At 73.9% G+C, this 16,130-nt stretch carries 14 protein-coding genes; 11 read left to right on the top strand and 3 right to left on the bottom strand.

The features are described 5' to 3' along the window. Positions 1-129: 129 nt before the first annotated feature. Positions 130-1,590 carry a sensor histidine kinase gene (locus ACYVI6_RS02525; RefSeq protein ID WP_460444858.1) on the bottom strand — a complete coding sequence of 487 codons (1,461 nt, stop codon included), beginning with the start codon at positions 1,588-1,590 and terminating at the stop codon, positions 130-132. 5 nt (positions 1,591-1,595) lie between these two features. Continuing rightward, complete coding sequence (locus ACYVI6_RS02520) at positions 1,596-3,290, bottom strand: NAD(P)/FAD-dependent oxidoreductase (protein ID WP_460444857.1); 1,695 nt, start codon at positions 3,288-3,290, stop codon at positions 1,596-1,598. A gap of 151 nt (positions 3,291-3,441) precedes the next feature. Here ACYVI6_RS02520 and ACYVI6_RS02515 point away from each other — a divergent pair, with 151 nt between their 5' ends. Continuing rightward, positions 3,442-4,719, top strand: a complete 1,278-nt coding sequence (locus tag ACYVI6_RS02515) for a replication-associated recombination protein A (RefSeq protein WP_460444872.1) — start codon at positions 3,442-3,444, stop codon at positions 4,717-4,719. On the opposite strand, the gene ACYVI6_RS02510 is transcribed toward ACYVI6_RS02515, so the two are convergent. Next, positions 4,678-5,592 carry a hypothetical protein gene (locus ACYVI6_RS02510; protein WP_460444856.1) on the bottom strand — a complete coding sequence of 305 codons (915 nt, stop codon included), beginning with the start codon at positions 5,590-5,592 and terminating at the stop codon, positions 4,678-4,680. The two genes, ACYVI6_RS02515 and ACYVI6_RS02510, sit on opposite strands and share 42 nt — an antisense overlap. A 198-nt stretch (positions 5,593-5,790) precedes the next feature. Here ACYVI6_RS02510 and ACYVI6_RS02505 point away from each other — a divergent pair, with 198 nt between their 5' ends. From ACYVI6_RS02505 to ACYVI6_RS02460, 10 genes are all read left to right on the top strand, one after another. Continuing rightward, positions 5,791-6,027, top strand: coding sequence for a hypothetical protein (locus ACYVI6_RS02505; RefSeq protein ID WP_460444855.1), 237 nt, complete (start codon positions 5,791-5,793; stop codon positions 6,025-6,027). A 131-nt stretch (positions 6,028-6,158) separates the two neighbouring features. Continuing rightward, positions 6,159-6,782, top strand: a complete 624-nt coding sequence (rpsD, locus tag ACYVI6_RS02500) for a 30S ribosomal protein S4 (RefSeq protein WP_460444854.1) — start codon at positions 6,159-6,161, stop codon at positions 6,780-6,782. A 132-nt stretch (positions 6,783-6,914) separates the two neighbouring features. Next, on the top strand, positions 6,915-7,289 hold the full coding sequence (locus ACYVI6_RS02495; RefSeq protein WP_460444853.1) for a DUF948 domain-containing protein: 375 nt from the start codon (positions 6,915-6,917) through the stop codon (positions 7,287-7,289). A gap of 1 nt (position 7,290) precedes the next feature. Further along, positions 7,291-7,593, top strand: coding sequence for a hypothetical protein (locus tag ACYVI6_RS02490; RefSeq protein ID WP_460444852.1), 303 nt, complete (start codon positions 7,291-7,293; stop codon positions 7,591-7,593). 84 nt (positions 7,594-7,677) lie between these two features. Continuing rightward, the gene (alaS, locus tag ACYVI6_RS02485; protein ID WP_460444851.1) at positions 7,678-10,350 is read left to right on the top strand and encodes an alanine--tRNA ligase; all 2,673 of its coding nucleotides are present in this window, start codon (positions 7,678-7,680) and stop codon (positions 10,348-10,350) included. Between the two features lie 70 nt (positions 10,351-10,420). After that, entirely contained in the window at positions 10,421-10,993 is a 573-nt protein-coding gene (ruvX, locus tag ACYVI6_RS02480) for a Holliday junction resolvase RuvX (RefSeq protein ID WP_284290927.1), read from the top strand. After that, complete coding sequence (gene mltG / locus ACYVI6_RS02475; protein WP_460444850.1) at positions 10,986-12,197, top strand: endolytic transglycosylase MltG; 1,212 nt, start codon at positions 10,986-10,988, stop codon at positions 12,195-12,197. The genes ruvX and mltG overlap by 8 nt, the downstream gene beginning before the upstream one ends. Continuing rightward, on the top strand, positions 12,194-13,030 hold the full coding sequence (locus tag ACYVI6_RS02470; RefSeq protein WP_460444849.1) for a shikimate dehydrogenase: 837 nt from the start codon (positions 12,194-12,196) through the stop codon (positions 13,028-13,030). Before mltG ends, ACYVI6_RS02470 begins: the two co-directional genes overlap by 4 nt. A gap of 87 nt (positions 13,031-13,117) precedes the next feature. Next, a complete protein-coding gene (locus tag ACYVI6_RS02465) occupies positions 13,118-14,785 on the top strand; it encodes a GspE/PulE family protein (RefSeq protein WP_460444848.1) in 1,668 nt (555 codons plus the stop codon). 101 nt (positions 14,786-14,886) lie between these two features. Next, entirely contained in the window at positions 14,887-16,128 is a 1,242-nt protein-coding gene (locus ACYVI6_RS02460; RefSeq protein WP_460444847.1) for a type IV pilus twitching motility protein PilT, read from the top strand. Positions 16,129-16,130 lie beyond the last annotated feature (2 nt).

The following is a 16,130-nucleotide window of genomic DNA, read 5'->3' as shown; positions in this document are numbered from 1 at the left end:
CGCGCGCGTCAGGTCGGTGCGCGCACACCCGTGGACGCGCGCGCGCGGGTGCGCCGGCGTCGGTCGACGCGCACGCAGCAGGGACGCGCACCAGGGTCGTCGTGGTGACGCCGCGGGGCGCGGGACCCGTCAGCCGGTGGGGTCGGACGCCCGCTCGGTGAGCGGCAGCCGCACCTCGAAGCGGGTGTCGCCGGGGCCGCCGGTGACGCGCAGGTCGCCGCCGTGACGGCCGACGACGAGCCGGTAGGAGATGTCGAGGCCGAGACCGGTGCCCTCGCCGACGGCCTTGGTGGTGAAGAAGGGCTCGAAGATGCGGCTCACCAGCTCGGGCGGCACGCCGGGGCCGGTGTCGCCGACGCTGACCAGGGCGCAGTCGTCCTCGAGGGACGTGCGCAGGGTGAGGGTGCCGCCGTCGCCCATCGCCTGCACCGCGTTGTCGATGAGGTTGGTCCACACCTGGTTGAGCTCGGCGGGGTAGCAGGGCACCAGGGGCAGGGTGCGGTCGAACTCCTCGACGACGGTGGTGTGCTTCAGCTTGGTGCTGAGCATGATGAGCGTCGACTCGAGCCCGTCGTGCACGTCGACCCGCTGGAACGGCGCGCGGTCGAGCTGGGAGTAGCCCTTCGCAGCGGCGACCAGGTGCGCGATGCGCTGCGTCGAGTCGGTGATCTCGCGCATGAGCGACTCGGTCTCGAGCGAGTACGCGACCCACGCGAAGCCGCTGGGCAGGTCGGTGGGCGACAGCGTGCGCTGCACCTTCTCGGCCCACCCGCGGTCCAGCCCGGAGGCGACGAACACCGGGGCGAGCGAGGCCGCCCGCTCGAGGCCCTGCTCGTCGAACCAGTCGGCCAGCTCGTCCTCGGCGTCCGACGCCTCGAGGGCGGTGCGCTTGGGGGCGGTCGCCAGCAGCGACAGCGCCTCCTCCTGCAGGTCGACGAGCTCGCGCAGCACCTCGGCGGGCACGTGCCCGTCGGCGAGGTAGCCGAGCTTCGAGCGCATGCCGGCCACCCGCCCGCGCAGCTGGTCGACGGCGCGCTCGGCCGCGGCCGCGGGGTTGTTCAGCTCGTGGGTGAGCCCGGCGGCCAGCGACCCGAGGGCCTGCAGCCGCTGCCGCTCGCCGACCCGCTCGTGGCTGACCCGCATGCCCTCGCGCAGTCCGTCGAGCAGGTGCACGGCGATGTTGAAGTGCTCGCGCATGAACGCCGAGAAGCCCTGCGCCGGCACGGCCAGCAGCACCGCGTCGGTCAGCGCGCGCATCGAGCGGCCGTAGCTGGCGTCGGGGTCGCCGGTCAGCCAGTTCGTGGTGGCCCCGCCGTAGGCGCCGACCTGCTCGGTGCGGGTGACCTCGACCTCCTGCCCGTCGATGAGGGCGAGCAGCACGATGCCGCCCTCGACGAGCTGGTAGAAGCAGCGGGACTGCTCCTCGGCCCGGAACACGTACTCGCCGGCGGGCACCCGCACGACCTCGCCGTGCTCGACGAACCAGTCGAGCTGGGCGTCGCTCAGCTGCTCGAGCAGGAACAACCCGCGCAGCTGCTCGCGGCTCATCCGCTCGACCGGCTCGACCGCTGCCTCGGTCCCATCGCTCACGGGACTCACAACCTCTCCAGGTACTGGTGGATCAACGTCACGGCCAGCGCGCCCTCGCCGACGGCGGAGGCCACCCGCTTCACCGACGCCGCGCGCACGTCGCCCGCCGCGAAGACGCCGGGCACCGACGTCTCGAGCGGCCACGGGTCGCGCGGTGGCGTCCAGCCGGGCGGTCGCGAGCCGCCGTGCAGCAGGTCGGGCCCGGCCAGCACGAAGCCCCGGTCGTCGCGGGCCACCTGCCCGTCGAGCCAGGTGGTGAGCGGCTGCGCGCCGATGAAGACGAACACGTGCGACGTCTTCTCGGCCTGCTCCTCGCCGGTCTGGAGGTCGCGCACCGTGATGGTCTCGAGGTGGTCGTCGCCGTCCATGCAGACGATCGCCGAGCGGGTGCGCACCTCGATGTTCTCGATCTGCCCGATCTGGTCGATCAGGTAGCTCGACATCGACTGCGTCAGCGACTCGGCGCGCACCAGCAGCACCACCCGGCTGGCGAACCGCGACAGGTGCACCGCCGCCTGGCCGGCCGAGTTCGCGCCGCCGACGACGTAGACCACCTCGTCGGCGCAGGCGGCCGCCTCGGTCAGCGCGGCGCCGTAGTAGAGGCCGGTGCCGGTGAAGCGCTCGGCGCGCTCGGCCGGGAGCAGGCGGTACTGCACGCCGGTGGCCAGCACCAGGCAGTGCGCCTGCAGGCTGCTGCCGTCGGCGAACCGGACGCCGCGGCGCGGGCCGTCGACCTCGATGCCGACGACGTCGCGCGCGGTCACCATCTCGGCGCCGAACCGCACGGCCTGCCGCCGCGCGCGGTCGGTGAGCGCCGCGCCCGAGACACCGTCCGGGAAGCCCAGGTAGTTCTCGATGCGCGAGCTCTGCCCGGCCTGACCGCCGGTCGCCTGCCGCTCGACCACCACGGTGCGCAACCCCTCGGACGCCGCGTACACCGCCGCGCCCAGCCCGGCCGGGCCCGCGCCCACGATCACGACGTCGTAGAAGTCGCCGGCCGGGGTCGTGGTCAGCCCGACGCGCTCGGCGAGCTCGGTGACGTCGGGGGAGCGCATCGGCGGACCGTCCGGGGTCAGCACGACCGGGACGTCGGTGGCGTCGGCGTCGCAGGCGGCGAGCAGCCGGGCGCCCTCCGGCTCGTCGGCGGCCACCCACTGGTAAGGCACGCCGTTGCGCGCCAGGAACTCGCGGACGTCGTGCGAGCGGGCCGACCACCGGTGCCCGACCACGCGGATCAGCTCGGTGGGGGCGTCGCCGACCGCGTGCCACTGCTCGAGGAGCTCGTCGACGACGGGGTAGAGCAGCTCCTCGGGCGGGCTCCACGGCTTGAGCAGGTAGTGGTCGAGGTCGACCGTGTTGATCGCCGCGATGGCCGCGTCCGTGTCGGCGTACGCCGTGAGCAGCACCCGCTTCGCCGCGGGGAACAGGTCCATCGCCTGCTCGAGGAACTCGATGCCGGTCATCTGCGGCATGCGGTGGTCGGCCAGCAGCAGCGCCACCCGGTCGCCGCGCTGCGCCAGCTCGCGCAGCGCGTCCAGGGCGTCGGCGCCGGACTCGGCGCGCACCACGCGGTAGCCCTCGCCGTAGTTGCGGCGCAGGTCGCGGGCGATCGAGCGGGAGACGCTCGGGTCGTCGTCGACCGTCAGCAGGACGGGGCGTCGCTCGAGGCGCTCGGGTCGCTGGGTGGTCGCGGTGGTCACGTGGGTATGCAACCACCCGGGGCCGACGTTCCATACCCCCCGACCGCAGCCTGTGGACGACGGACCGGCCGGGTACGTTCACCGGGTGAGCGACCTGTTCTCCAGCAGCCCGGCCGGTGGCTCCGGCCCGGCGGCGCCGCTCGCCGTGCGGATGCGCCCGCGCGACCTGGACGACGTGGTGGGGCAGGCGCACCTGCTGGCGCCCGGCTCGCCGCTGCGTCGGCTGGTCGAGGGCGGGTCCGGCCCGGCGGGTCCCTCGTCCGTCGTCCTGTGGGGTCCGCCCGGCACCGGCAAGACGACGCTCGCCCACGTCGTGTCGCACGGCACCGGCTCGCGGTTCGTCGAGCTGTCGGCCGTCACGGCCGGCGTCCGCGACGTGCGCAAGGTGATGGACGAGGCGCGCGACCAGGCCGCGCTGTACGGCCGCACCACCGTGCTGTTCCTCGACGAGATCCACCGGTTCAGCAAGGCGCAGCAGGACGCCCTGCTGCCCGGCGTCGAGCAGCGCTGGGTCGTGCTGGTCGCCGCCACCACCGAGAACCCGTCGTTCTCCGTCGTGTCACCGCTGCTGTCGCGGTCGCTGGTGCTGACGCTGCGCCCGCTCACCGAGGACGACGTGCGCGGGCTCGTGCTGCGGGCGGCCGACGACCAGCGCGGGCTCGACGGCCTGGTGCGGCTCGACGAGGCCGCCCTCGACCACGTGGTGCGGGTCGCCTCCGGTGACGCCCGACGGGCGCTCACGGCGCTCGAGGCGGCGGCCGGCGGGGCGCTCGCGAGCACGGGGGAGCGCCCGGCGACGGTCACGCTCGAGCACGCCGAGCAGGCGCTCGACGTCGCGGCGGTGCGCTACGACAAGGACGGCGACCAGCACTACGACGTGATCAGCGCGTTCATCAAGTCGGTGCGCGGGTCGGACGTCGACGCCGCCCTGCACTACCTGGCGCGGATGCTCGAGGCGGGGGAGGACCCGCGGTTCATCGCGCGGCGCATCGTGATCTCGGCGTCCGAGGACGTCGGGATGGCCGACCCGACCGCCCTGCAGACGGCGGTGGCGGCTGCCCAGGCGGTGCAGCTCATCGGCATGCCCGAGGGCCGGATCGTGCTCGCCGAGGCCGTGGTGCACCTGGCCACCGCGCCGAAGTCGAACGCGTCGTACCTGGCCATCGGCCGGGCGCTGGACGACGTGCGGGCCGGTCGCTCGGGCAGCGTGCCCGAGCACCTTCGCGACGCCCACTACCCGGGCGCCCGCGCGCTCGGTCACGGCCAGGGCTACGTCTACTCCCACGACTCGCCGCACGGCGTGGCCGAGCAGCAGTACCTGCCCGACCCGCTGGCCGGCACGACCTACTACGAGCCCACCGACCGCGGCGCCGAGCGGGAGGTGGCCTCACGGCTGCAGCGGCTCCGCAAGATCCTGCGCGGCGGCTGACGCCGAGCTGCGGCACGTCTCGTGGCAGGCCCGCTGGGTGAGCAGCTCGGTGCCGACGGTCTGCAGCGCGCTCTCGACGTCCTCGACCGGCCTGGCGAACGGCAGCCGGACGACGTGCCGCTCGGCGCCGCGGGCGCCGGCCACCAGCGCCTGCACGGTCAGGCCGAACCGGTCGAGGCCGATGGCCCGCACGTCGTGCGTGCGGTCGAGCCGCACGGTGCCACCGCCCGGCACCGGCAGCGCGGCCAGGCCGCGGACCACCGCGAGCACCAGGTGCCCGTACCTGCTCTGCACCTCGCCGAGCAGCGCGTCCTCCTCGACCGCGACCAGGTCGACCACGGCGGCGCGGACGTCGTCGCCGGCGAGGGTGACGCACCCGCCGACCCAGTGCAGCTCGACCTCGGCGACGTCGACCAGCAGCAGGTCGTGGCGCGGCGCGTGCGCCAGCAGGTTGGTGATCGGCCAGGTCGCGGCCAGCGCCTCGAGCGCCCCGGCGCGCTGCCCGGGTCGGGCGCGGGCCGCCCAGCCGAGCACCTCCAGGTGCGCGCGGGGCAGCGTCAGGTCGGGCAGCGGGGCCTCGGCGCGCACGCACAGGCGCAGCGCCCGCCCCTCGGGCTCGCCACCCCCGGGGAGCAGCCGGACGGTCGCGTCCGCAGGCAGGGCGAGCACCACCGTGCCGTCGGGCAGCGCCCCGTGCACGGCCGGCACCGCGGTCGCGCCGTCCGCCACGCCGTGCGCCGGCCCGGGCGAGCAGGCCGCGTCGTCCGGGCGGTCGTCGAGCGGGCCCGACACCGTGGCCCGGCCGAGCCCGTGCAGCAGGGTGCGGGCCACCTCGGCGGGGAGGGGCAGCTGTCGCGGTCCGGTCGGGTGCACGGCGTCTCCTCGGGTTAGGTGAGGCTCACCTTAGTCGGCCGGTCTGGGTCGTGACCAGACCGCGGAACCGTTGCGTCCCCGGCGCCGCCGTCCGAGCCGCCGTAGCGTCGTGGGACCGAGGGCACGACCGCGGCATCCACCGCGACGCCCCCGGCGCACACCGTGCCGGCACCGGTGCCGGAGGACGGTCGGCCCGCCATGAAGCTGCTGCAGCGCATCCACCACCTGCTCTTCCTCGGCCTCGGCCCGCCGGAGATCGACGCCTCGGGGAGCCCGGACACCAGGGCGGCCGACGCCGGGCACCCGTGCCCGTTGTGCGAGCACCCGATGTCGGCGCACGAGACGAGCCCGCTCGACGGCGGGCGCGGGCGGCAGATGCAGTGCCCGGCGTCGACCGCCGCCGAGGCCGCACCACCGCCCGCGCCCGCCGCGTAGCCGCGTGTCAGGGGCAGGGTCGCCGACCCGGTAGGATCGACGACTGAACGGAGCACCGTGCTGCCCTCATCGGGGCCTGCGTGCGCGAGGACCGCGCAGCGCTTGCCAGTTCGCAACTCGTCAGGAGCCTCGTGACCGCTCATCAGTCCCGCCGCGTCGTGCGCCGCTCGCGCGCCCTCGGCATCCCGCTGACCCCCAAGGCCGTGCGCTTCTGGGAGCGTCGGCCGTACCCGCCGGGCGAGCACGGCCGCGCCCGCCGCCCCGCGAAGACCGACTACTCGAACCAGCTGCTCGAGAAGCAGCGGCTGCGTGCGCAGTACGGCATCCGCGAGTCGCAGCTTCGCAAGGTGTTCGGCGAGGCCGTGCGCCACACCGGCCGCACCGGCGACGTGCTGGTCGAGCTGCTCGAGCTGCGTCTCGACGCGATCGTCCTGCGCGCCGGCATCGCCCGCACCATCGCCCAGGCCCGTCAGACCGTGGTGCACCGCCACATCGAGGTCGACGGCAAGCTGGTCGACAAGCCGTCCTACCGCCTGCGCCCCGGCCAGGTCGTGACGGTGCGCGAGCGCAGCCGCCAGATGACGCCGTTCGTGGTCGCGGCCGCCGACGGTCACCGCGACGTCCTGCCCGCGCTGCCGGCCTACCTGAGCCTCGGCTCCGACGGCCTGTCGGTGCGCGTCGAGCGCACGCCCAAGCGTCCCGAGGTCCCCGTGACCTGCGACGTGGCGCTGGTCGTGGAGTTCTACGCCCGCTGACCACCGCGCGCCGTCGAAGCCCCTCTGCCCGTCTCGGGTACGAGGGGCTTCGTCGTCCGGGGTAGGGTCGACCCGCTCGACCGCCCCACCCCGCGCCGACGGCGCACCGCCTGCGAACAGGGAGACAGCCGCATGTCCGTTGGAGACGTCGCCGGGCTCATCGCGGCGATCGCCTTCGTGGCGCTCGTCGCGCTGCTGGCCGTCCCGATCCTGAAGCTCGGCCGCCTCATCGACGACACCCGCGGCACCGTCCAGGGCGTCACGAACGAGAGCCTGCCGCTGCTGCGCGAGGTCACGCAGACGGTCACGACCACGAACGGCGAGCTCGAGCGGGTCTCGGCGATCACCACGAACGTGCAGCAGGTGACCACCAACGTGTCGGCGCTGACGGCGCTGTTCGCCGCCACCCTGGGCTCGCCGATGATCAAGGTCGCGGCGTTCACCTACGGCGTGCGCCAGGCGCTGACCGGCCAGCGGTCCTCGGGCCGCCGGCGCAGGAGGAGCTGACGTGCGACGGGTCTTCTGGGTCGGGCTGGGCGCGACCGCCGGGGTGCTGGTGGTGCGGCGGCTGACGTCGGCCGCCCGCGCCTACACCCCCGAGGGCGTCGCCCGCGGTCTGTCCGGGCTGGGCGACGGCCTGCGCGAGCTGGCCGAGGTCGTCCGCGAGGGCATGGAGCAGCGCGACGCCGAGCTGCGCCTCGCCCTCGGCGTCGACGCCGGGGCGATCGACCCCGCGACCGCGCAGTCGCTCGTCGACGCGCCGGCCGGTGACCACGCGCCGGTGCCGGGCGTGCGAGCTCGTCAGGGGTAGGGACCGCTCGAGCCCGTCCCCACCCCGCCACCGCGCCCCCGACCCACCGCGCGGCACCGCCGCGCAGACCACTGCGAGGACCCCATGGAGACGGCAGAGATCCGCCGCCGCTGGCTGCAGTTCTTCGAGCAGCGCGGCCACACGGTCGTGCCCAGCTCGTCGCTCATCTCACCCGACCCGAACCTGCTGTTCACGGTCGCCGGGATGGTGCCCTTCATCCCGTACCTGACCGGCCAGCAGACGCCGCCGTGGAACCGCGCGACCAGCGTGCAGAAGTGCGTGCGCACCCTCGACATCGAGGAGGTCGGCAAGACCACGCGGCACGGCACGTTCTTCCAGATGAACGGCAACTTCTCGTTCGGCGACTACTTCAAGGAGCAGGCGATCGAGTACGCCTGGGAGCTGGTCACCGGCTCGCAGGCGGACGGCTGCTACGGCTTCGACCCCGACACGATCTGGGTCACCGTCTACGAGGACGACGACGACGCGGCCGGCATGTGGCGGCGCATCGCGGGCCTGCCCGACGAGCGCATCCAGCGCCGCGGCAAGCTCGACAACTACTGGCACACCGGCGTGCCCGGCCCGGGTGGCCCGTGCAGCGAGATCTACGTCGACCGCGGTCCCGAGTTCGGTCGCGAGGGCGGCCCGGTCGTCGACGAGGACCGCTACCTCGAGATCTGGAACCTCGTGTTCATGCAGGAGGAGCTCTCCGAGGTGCGGGCCAAGGACGACTTCACGGTCGCCGGCCCGCTGCCCTCGCGCAACATCGACACCGGCATGGGGCTCGAGCGCGTCGCCTACCTGCTGCAGGGCGTCGACAACCTGTACGAGATCGACGAGGTCTACCCGGTCATCGAGCGGGCCGCCGAGCTGTCCGGACGTCGCTACGGCGCGGACCACGACGACGACGTCCGCATGCGCGTGGTGAGCGACCACGTGCGCAGCTCGCTGATGCTGACCGCCGACGGCGTGACCCCTGGCAACGAGGGCCGCGGCTACGTGCTGCGCCGGCTGCTGCGGCGCACCGTGCGCGCGATGCGGCTGCTCGGCGTCGAGCAGCCGTCGCTGCCCGAGCTGCTGCCGGTGAGCATGGAGCGCATGAAGGCCTCCTACCCGGAGGTCGAGCGCGACTTCGCCCGCATCGAGCAGATCGCGTACGCCGAGGAGGAGGCCTTCCGCCGCACCCTGGCGGCGGGCACCACCATCCTCGACACAGCCGTGGCCCAGACCAAGGCCGGCGGCGGCGCGAGCCTGAGCGGCGAGCGGGCGTTCCAGCTGCACGACACCTACGGCTTCCCGATCGACCTGACCCTGGAGATGGCGGGGGAGCAGGGCCTGCAGGTCGACCAGGACGGCTTCCGCCGGCTCATGCAGGAGCAGCGGCAGCGGGCCAAGGACGACGCGCGCGCCAAGAAGGGCGGGCACGCCGACACCACGGTGTGGCGGGGCCTGCGCGAGCACGGTCCGACCGACTTCCTCGCGTACCTCGAGCTCGAGTCCGAGGGCTCGGTGCGCGGCATCGTCCGCGACGGCGAGCTCGTCCAGGCGGCGGGGGAGGGCGAGACGGTGCAGGTCGTGCTCGACCGCACCCCGTTCTACGCCGAGTCCGGCGGCCAGATCGCCGACGAGGGCGAGATCGTCGCGGACGGCGTCCGGCTGCGGGTGCTCGACGTGCAGCGCCCGGTGAAGGGGCTGATCGCGCACCAGGTCGAGGTGGTCTCCGGTGAGCTGCGCGCCGGTCAGCAGGTGCACGCGAAGGTCGACCGCGAGTGGCGCATCTCGGCCTGCCAGGCGCACTCGGGCACGCACGTCGTGCACGCGGCGCTGCGCCAGGTGCTCGGCCCGACGGCGCTGCAGAGCGGGTCGTACAACAAGCCCGGCTACCTGCGGCTCGACTTCGCCTGGGGCTCGGCGCTCGACCCGGCCACCCGCAGCGAGATCGAGGAGGTCGCCAACCAGGCCGTCCGGCACGACCTCGCGGTGTCGGCGTCGGTGATGCGGCTCGAGCAGGCCCGCGAGCTGGGTGCGCTCGCGCTGTTCGGCGAGACGTACGACGAGGACGTGCGCGTCGTCGAGATCGGCGGCCCCTGGTCGCGCGAGCTCTGCGGTGGCACGCACGTCGCGCACTCCTCGCAGATCGGCGCGCTCACCCTCACCGGTGAGTCGTCCGTCGGCTCCGGCGTGCGCCGGGTCGAGGCGCTGGTGGGCATCGAGGCGCTGCGGTACCTCGGTCGCGAGCGCGCGCTCGTCGCCGGGCTCGCCGACCTGCTCAAGGTGCCCGGCGCCGAGGTGCCCGAGCGGGTGGCCCAGCTGGTGGCCCGGGTGCGCGACGCCGAGCGGCAGCTGCAGCAGCTGCAGCAGGCCCAGGTGCTGCAGGCCGCGGGCGGCCTCGCGTCGTCCGCGCGCGACGTCTACGGCGTGCAGGTCGTCACGCACGACGGCGGCGACCTCACGGCCGACGCGCTGCGCTCGCTGGTGCTCGACGTCCGCGGCCGGATGCCCGCCGACCGCCCGGCCGTCGTGGCCGGCACCGCCACCGCGAAGGGGCGGCCGGTCGTGGTCGTCGCGACGAACGAGGAGGCGCGGCGCTGGGGCGTCAAGGCAGGCGCCCTGGTGCGCGAGGCGGCGTCCGTGCTCGGCGGCGGCGGCGGCGGCAAGGACGACGTCGCCCAGGGCGGCGGCACCGACCCGGCTCGCACCGGCGAGGCGCTCGCCCGCATCGAGCACGTCGTCGGCGAGCGGGTCACCCAGCGGTGAACGTCCTGCCGAGCCACCGCCTCCGAGGGCCCGCGGGCGCCCCGGGGGCGGTGGCCCGGCGGTGCCCGGCATGAGGCACGGCGTGCGGCTGGGCGTCGACGTCGGGTCGGTGCGCGTCGGTCTGGCCGCCAGCGACCCGTCCGGGCTGCTGGCGACGCCGGTCGAGACGCTCGCCCGCGACACGGTCGGCGAGGCCGACCTGCGCCGCATCGCCGACGAGGTGCGCGAGCGCGCGGCGATCGAGGTGCTCGTGGGGCTGCCCAGGTCGCTGAACGGGCGCGAGGGCCCGGCGGCGGCCACCGCCCGGGCGTACGCCGAGCGCCTCGCCGGGCTGCTCGACGTGCCGGTGCGCATGGTCGACGAGCGGCTGTCGACGGTGTCGGCGCACGCCGCGCTGCGCTCGTCCGGGGTGAAGGGACGCCGTCAGCGCGCGGTGGTCGACCAGGCGGCGGCCGTCGTGCTGCTGCAGCAGGGCCTCGACCAGGAGCGCTCGACCGGCCGGCCGCCGGGGACGCCGGCCGCCGTGCAGGGTGCGGACCGTCCGGCGACGCAGCAGGTAGGCTCCCGCCGGGCCGAGCACGACCCCGCGCCGGCCGCACCCGACACCCGTCCCGCCTCCGGAGGCAGCGACCGCGATGGCTGACCGCGACGACCTGGCCGCCATGCTGCCCGGCGACCACCCGGTCGAGGGCCCGGGCGGGCCGTACGCCGCCCCGGCCCCCGTGGCCGAGCCTCCGCTCAGCCGTCGCGACCAGCGCCACGACCGCGACCGGGCGCGCCGACGCAAGCAGCGCCGCGGTCGCCGCACGGTCGTCATGCTCGTCGCGGTCGTGGTGGTCGCCGGCGCGCTGTTCGGCGCGATCACCGTGCTGAAACCGATCTACGACAAGCTCACCGCGAGCGACGACTACGCCGGGTCGGGCAGCGGATCGGTCACCGTGACCGTCGCGGAGGGCGCCAGCGCGACGCGGATCGGCGAGACGCTGCACGACGCAGGCGTGGTGAAGACGTCGAAGGCGTTCGTCGAGGCGGCCGCCGACGAGCCCGCCTCGCAGAAGATCCAGCCCGGCGAGTACACCCTGCGCAAGCAGATGAGCGGTGCGGCCGCGGTGTCGCTGCTGCTCGACCCGTCGTCGCGAGCGGCTCGCGGACGGGTGACGCTGCGCGAGGGCCTGCGGCAGACGCAGGTCGTGGCGGCGCTGGCGAAGGCGACCGGCCTGCCGTCGTCCGACTACACGAAGGCGCTGAAGGACCCGGAGGCGATCGGCCTGCCGGCCGCGGCGAAGGGCAAGGCCGAGGGGTGGCTGTTCCCCGACACCTACGAGCTGGCGCCCGACGCCACCGCCACCGAGCAGCTGAAGATGCTCGTCGCCCGCACCACCAAGGTGCTCGACGACCTCGACGTGCCCGAGGACGAGCGCCAGACCCTGCTCACCAAGGCGAGCATCGTGCAGGCCGAGGGCGGGTCGGAGCGGGACTTCGGCAAGATCGCCACGGTCATCGAGCGGCGGCTGGCGAACGACCTGCAGAACGGGGGCAAGCTGCAGTTCGACTCGACGGTCAGCTACGGCACCGGACGCGGCGGCGTCTTCACCACCGCCGCCGAGCGGGCCGACACCAAGAACCTCTACAACACGTACGCGCGCGCCGGGCTGCCGGTCGGCCCGATCGGCAACCCCGGCGAGGCGGCCATCAAGGCGGTGCTCGACCCGACGCCGGGGCCGTGGACGTACTTCACCGTGGTGAACCTCGACACCGGCGAGACGAAGTTCACGACGTCGTACCAGCAGCACCTCGGCTACGTGCAGCAGCTGCGCGACTGGATCAAGGCGCACCCGAGCAAGTGAGGGCGGCGGTCCTCGGCAGCCCCGTCGGGCACTCCCTGTCGCCGATCCTGCACCGGGCGGCGTACGACGCGCTCGGCCTGACCGGCTGGCGGTACGAGGCGCTGGAGGTCGCCGACGCCGCGGCCCTGCACGCGTTCGTCACCGGGCTCGACGACGAGTGGGCCGGCCTGTCGCTCACGATGCCGCTGAAGCGCCTGGTGCAGCCGCTGCTCGACGCGGTGGACGAGCCGGCGCGGGTGACCGGGTCGGTGAACACCGTGGTGCTGTCGCCCGGACGCCGGACCGGCTCGAACACCGACGTCCACGGGGTCGTCGCGGCGCTGGCCGAGGGCGGGGTGACGGCGCTGGCGCCGGGGGAGTCGGTGGTGCTCGGCGGCGGTGCGACGGCGGCCTCGGCGGTCGCCGCGCTCGTGGGCCTCGGTGATCGCGCCCCGGTGCTCGCCGTCCGCGACCCCGCGCGAGCGGGCACGGCGGCCGCCGTGGCGCAGGCCCTGGGTGGCCGCGCACGGGTCGTGACGTCGGCCGAGGCGCCGGCGCTGCTCGGCACGGCCCGGGTCGCGGTGAGCACCGTGCCGGCCGCCGCCGCCGCGGCGACCGCCGACCTGGTGCGTGCCGCCGGACCGCTCGGCGGGGTGCTGCTCGACGTCGTCTACGACCCGTGGCCGACCACCCCGGCGGGCGCGTGGCAGCAGGCGGGGGGCACGGTCGTCGACGGCTTCGCGATGCTGCTGCACCAGGCCGGCCGGCAGGTCGCGGCCATGACCGGCCGCGAGGTGACGGGCGACGTGCTCACCGCGATGCGGGTCGCGGGCCGGCGCGCCCTCGACGGCTGACCGCGGGGTCGTTGCCTCCTCAAGGCTCGGCCCGGGACGGCCGATAGGCACACCGGAGTCGTCCGACCAACGCCGGAGGGTGCGCGAATGCAGCTCGTCGACATCCTGCTCGCCGACGGGCTCGTCGACGAGCGGCAGCTGGACGCTGCGTACGAAGAGCACCAGCGACAGGGCCGCAGCCTCGGCCGCGTGCTCGTCGAGCACGGCGTCATCACCGAGGCGCAGCTCGTGGCGGCCCTCGCCCAGCAGATCGGCCTGCCGTTCGTCGACCTGCAGGAGGTGCAGGTCGACGCCTCGGCGACCGCCCGCGTCCCCGGCGCGGTCGTGCGCCGGCACACCGCCATGCCCATCGGCTACGGCGACGACGGCAAGCTGCTGGTCGCGATGGCCGATCCGGGCAACGTCTTCGCGCTCGACGACTTCCGGCAGATGACCGGGCTCGACGTGCGGCCCGTGGTGGCCACCCGCGGCGACCTGCTGGCGGCCATCGACCGGTACTACCGGGCGGACGCCGACCTCGACGACCTCACCACCGCCCTCGGCGGTGACGCCGCCGAGGAGGAGGAGCTCAGCAAGGTCAAGGAGATCGTCGACGACGCGCCGATCGTCAAGTACGTGAACCTGCTGATCATGCAGGCGATCCAGGACCGCGCCTCCGACATCCACCTCGAGCCCAGCGAGCACGACCTGCGCGTGCGGTACCGCATCGACGGCGTCCTGCACGAGGTCATGCGCTCGCCCCGCGCGATCCAGTCCGGCGTCATCTCGCGGCTGAAGATCATGGCCGACATCGACATCGCCGAGCGGCGCGTCCCGCAGGACGGCCGGCTGTCGGTGAACGCGAACGGCCGCAAGATCGACCTGCGCGTGGCCACGCTGCCGACGGTGTGGGGCGAGAAGGTCGTCATGCGCATCCTCGACAACTCGACCGCGAGCCTCGACCTGGCCGACCTCGGCTTCAGCGCCGCGAACTACGAGCGGTTCTCGAAGAGCTGGGTGAAGCCCTACGGCATGATCCTGGTGACCGGGCCCACCGGGTCGGGCAAGTCGACGACGCTCTACGCCACGCTGAACATCGTCAACAAGCCCGAGGTCAACGTCATCACCGTCGAGGACCCGGTCGAGTACCGGTTGCCGGGCATCAACCAGGTGCAGGTGAACGTGAAGGCGGGCCTGACCTTCGCGGCCGCGCTGCGCTCGATCCTGCGCTCCGACCCCGACATCGTGCTGCTCGGCGAGATCCGCGACCACGAGACCGCGCAGATCGCCGTCGAGGCGTCGCTGACCGGTCACCTGGTGCTGTCGACGCTGCACACGAACGACGCGCCGTCCGCGATCACCCGGCTGACCGAGATGGGCATCGAGCCCTTCCTGGTCGGCTCGGCGCTGGACTGCGTGCTGGCGCAGCGGCTCACCCGCAAGCTGTGCTCGCGGTGCAAGGAGGCCTACGTGCCGGACGCGCAGGACCTGCTGCGCGTGGGGTTCCCGTTCGACCCGCTCGACTCGCTGCCGCAGCTGTACCGGCCGGTCGGCTGCTCGTCGTGCTCGCGCACCGGCTACAAGGGCCGGGTCGCGCTGCACGAGGTGATGAGCGTGGGGGAGCAGATCGAGCGGCACACCGTCGACCGCGCCTCGGCCGCCGTCATCGGCGCCACCGCGCGCGAGGAGGGCATGTCGACGCTGCGCCAGGACGGCTGGCTCAAGGTGCTCGAGGGCGTCACCAGCATCGAGGAGGTCCTGCGCGTCGTCGCCTGACGACTGCGCGGGTCCGCTCTCAAGATCGTCCGCAGGCAGGCCGATGACCTGCTGAAGCAACCGTGCCGGACGCCGCCTGCGTCCGTCCTGAGGGGAGTGCCGTGAGCACCATCGGGCAGCCGTACGTCCCGGAGCAGTTCGCGTTCAAGGGCGTCGAGGAGTCCCACGTGCCGTTGACGACGGGTCCGCTGCCGGCGGCGCCGACCGTGGCGATGATGGCCCCGCAGGTCGCCTCCTCGGCCTACAAGCGCGCGTCGACGGAGCAGTCGAGCGAGCAGGACGTGCCGATCAACGAGCTGCTGATCGACATGATCGCGACCGGCGCCTCCGACCTGCACCTCACCTCCGGCGCCCCGCCCATGGTGCGCACGAAGGGCGAGTTGCGGCCGCTCGGCGAGCACGAGGTCATGACGCCGCCGGTGCTGCAGCGCTCGATCTACGCGATGCTCTCGCAGAAGCAGCGCGAGCGGTTCGAGAACGAGCTCGAGCTGGACTTCGCCTACTCGGTGCCCGGCCGCGCGCGCTTCCGCGTGAACGTGTACCGCCAGCGCGAGGCGCTCGGCGCCGCCTTCCGCCTCATCCCGTACGAGATCAAGGGTCTCGAGGACCTCGGCGTGCCGCCGTCCGTCAGCAACTTCGCCGGGCTTCCGCGCGGCATGGTGCTCGTCACCGGCCCGACCGGCTCGGGCAAGTCGACCACCCTCGCGGGCATCATCGACCTGGCCAACCGCACCCGGCACGAGCACATCATGACCGTCGAGGACCCCATCGAGTTCCTGCACCGGCACAAGGGCTGCCTGGTCAACCAGCGCGAGGTCGGCGAGGACACCAAGTCCTTCTCGAACGCGCTGAAGCACGCGCTGCGGCAGGACCCCGACATCATCCTGGTCGGCGAGATGCGCGACCTCGAGACCATCGGGGTCGCCCTCACCGCCGCCGAGACCGGCCACCTCGTCTTCGCCACCCTGCACACGCAGGACGCCGCGCAGACCATCGACCGCGTCATCGACGTCTTCCCCTCGGAGCAGCAGCAGCAGGTGCGGGTGCAGCTCGCCGGCGCCATCCAGGGCGTCGTCTGCCAGACGCTGTGCAAGACCCGGGACGGCCGCGGCCGCGTCGTCGCGACCGAGGTGATGGTGGCGACCCCCGCCATCCGCAACCTCATCCGCGAGGGCAAGACCCACCAGATCTACAGCTCGATGCAGGCCGGCGCGAAGCACGGCATGCACACCCTCGACCAGCACCTGGCCGAGCTCGTGCGCACCAACCAGATCACGTACGAGCACGGCCTGGAGAAGTGCCACCACGTCGAGGACTTCAACCGCCTGCTCGGCCGGATCTAGGG

Source organism: Angustibacter aerolatus (assembly GCF_054776675.1).
The sequence above is the reverse complement of the archived record's forward strand: the minus strand, read 5'-3'. Positions and strand labels throughout refer to the sequence as shown.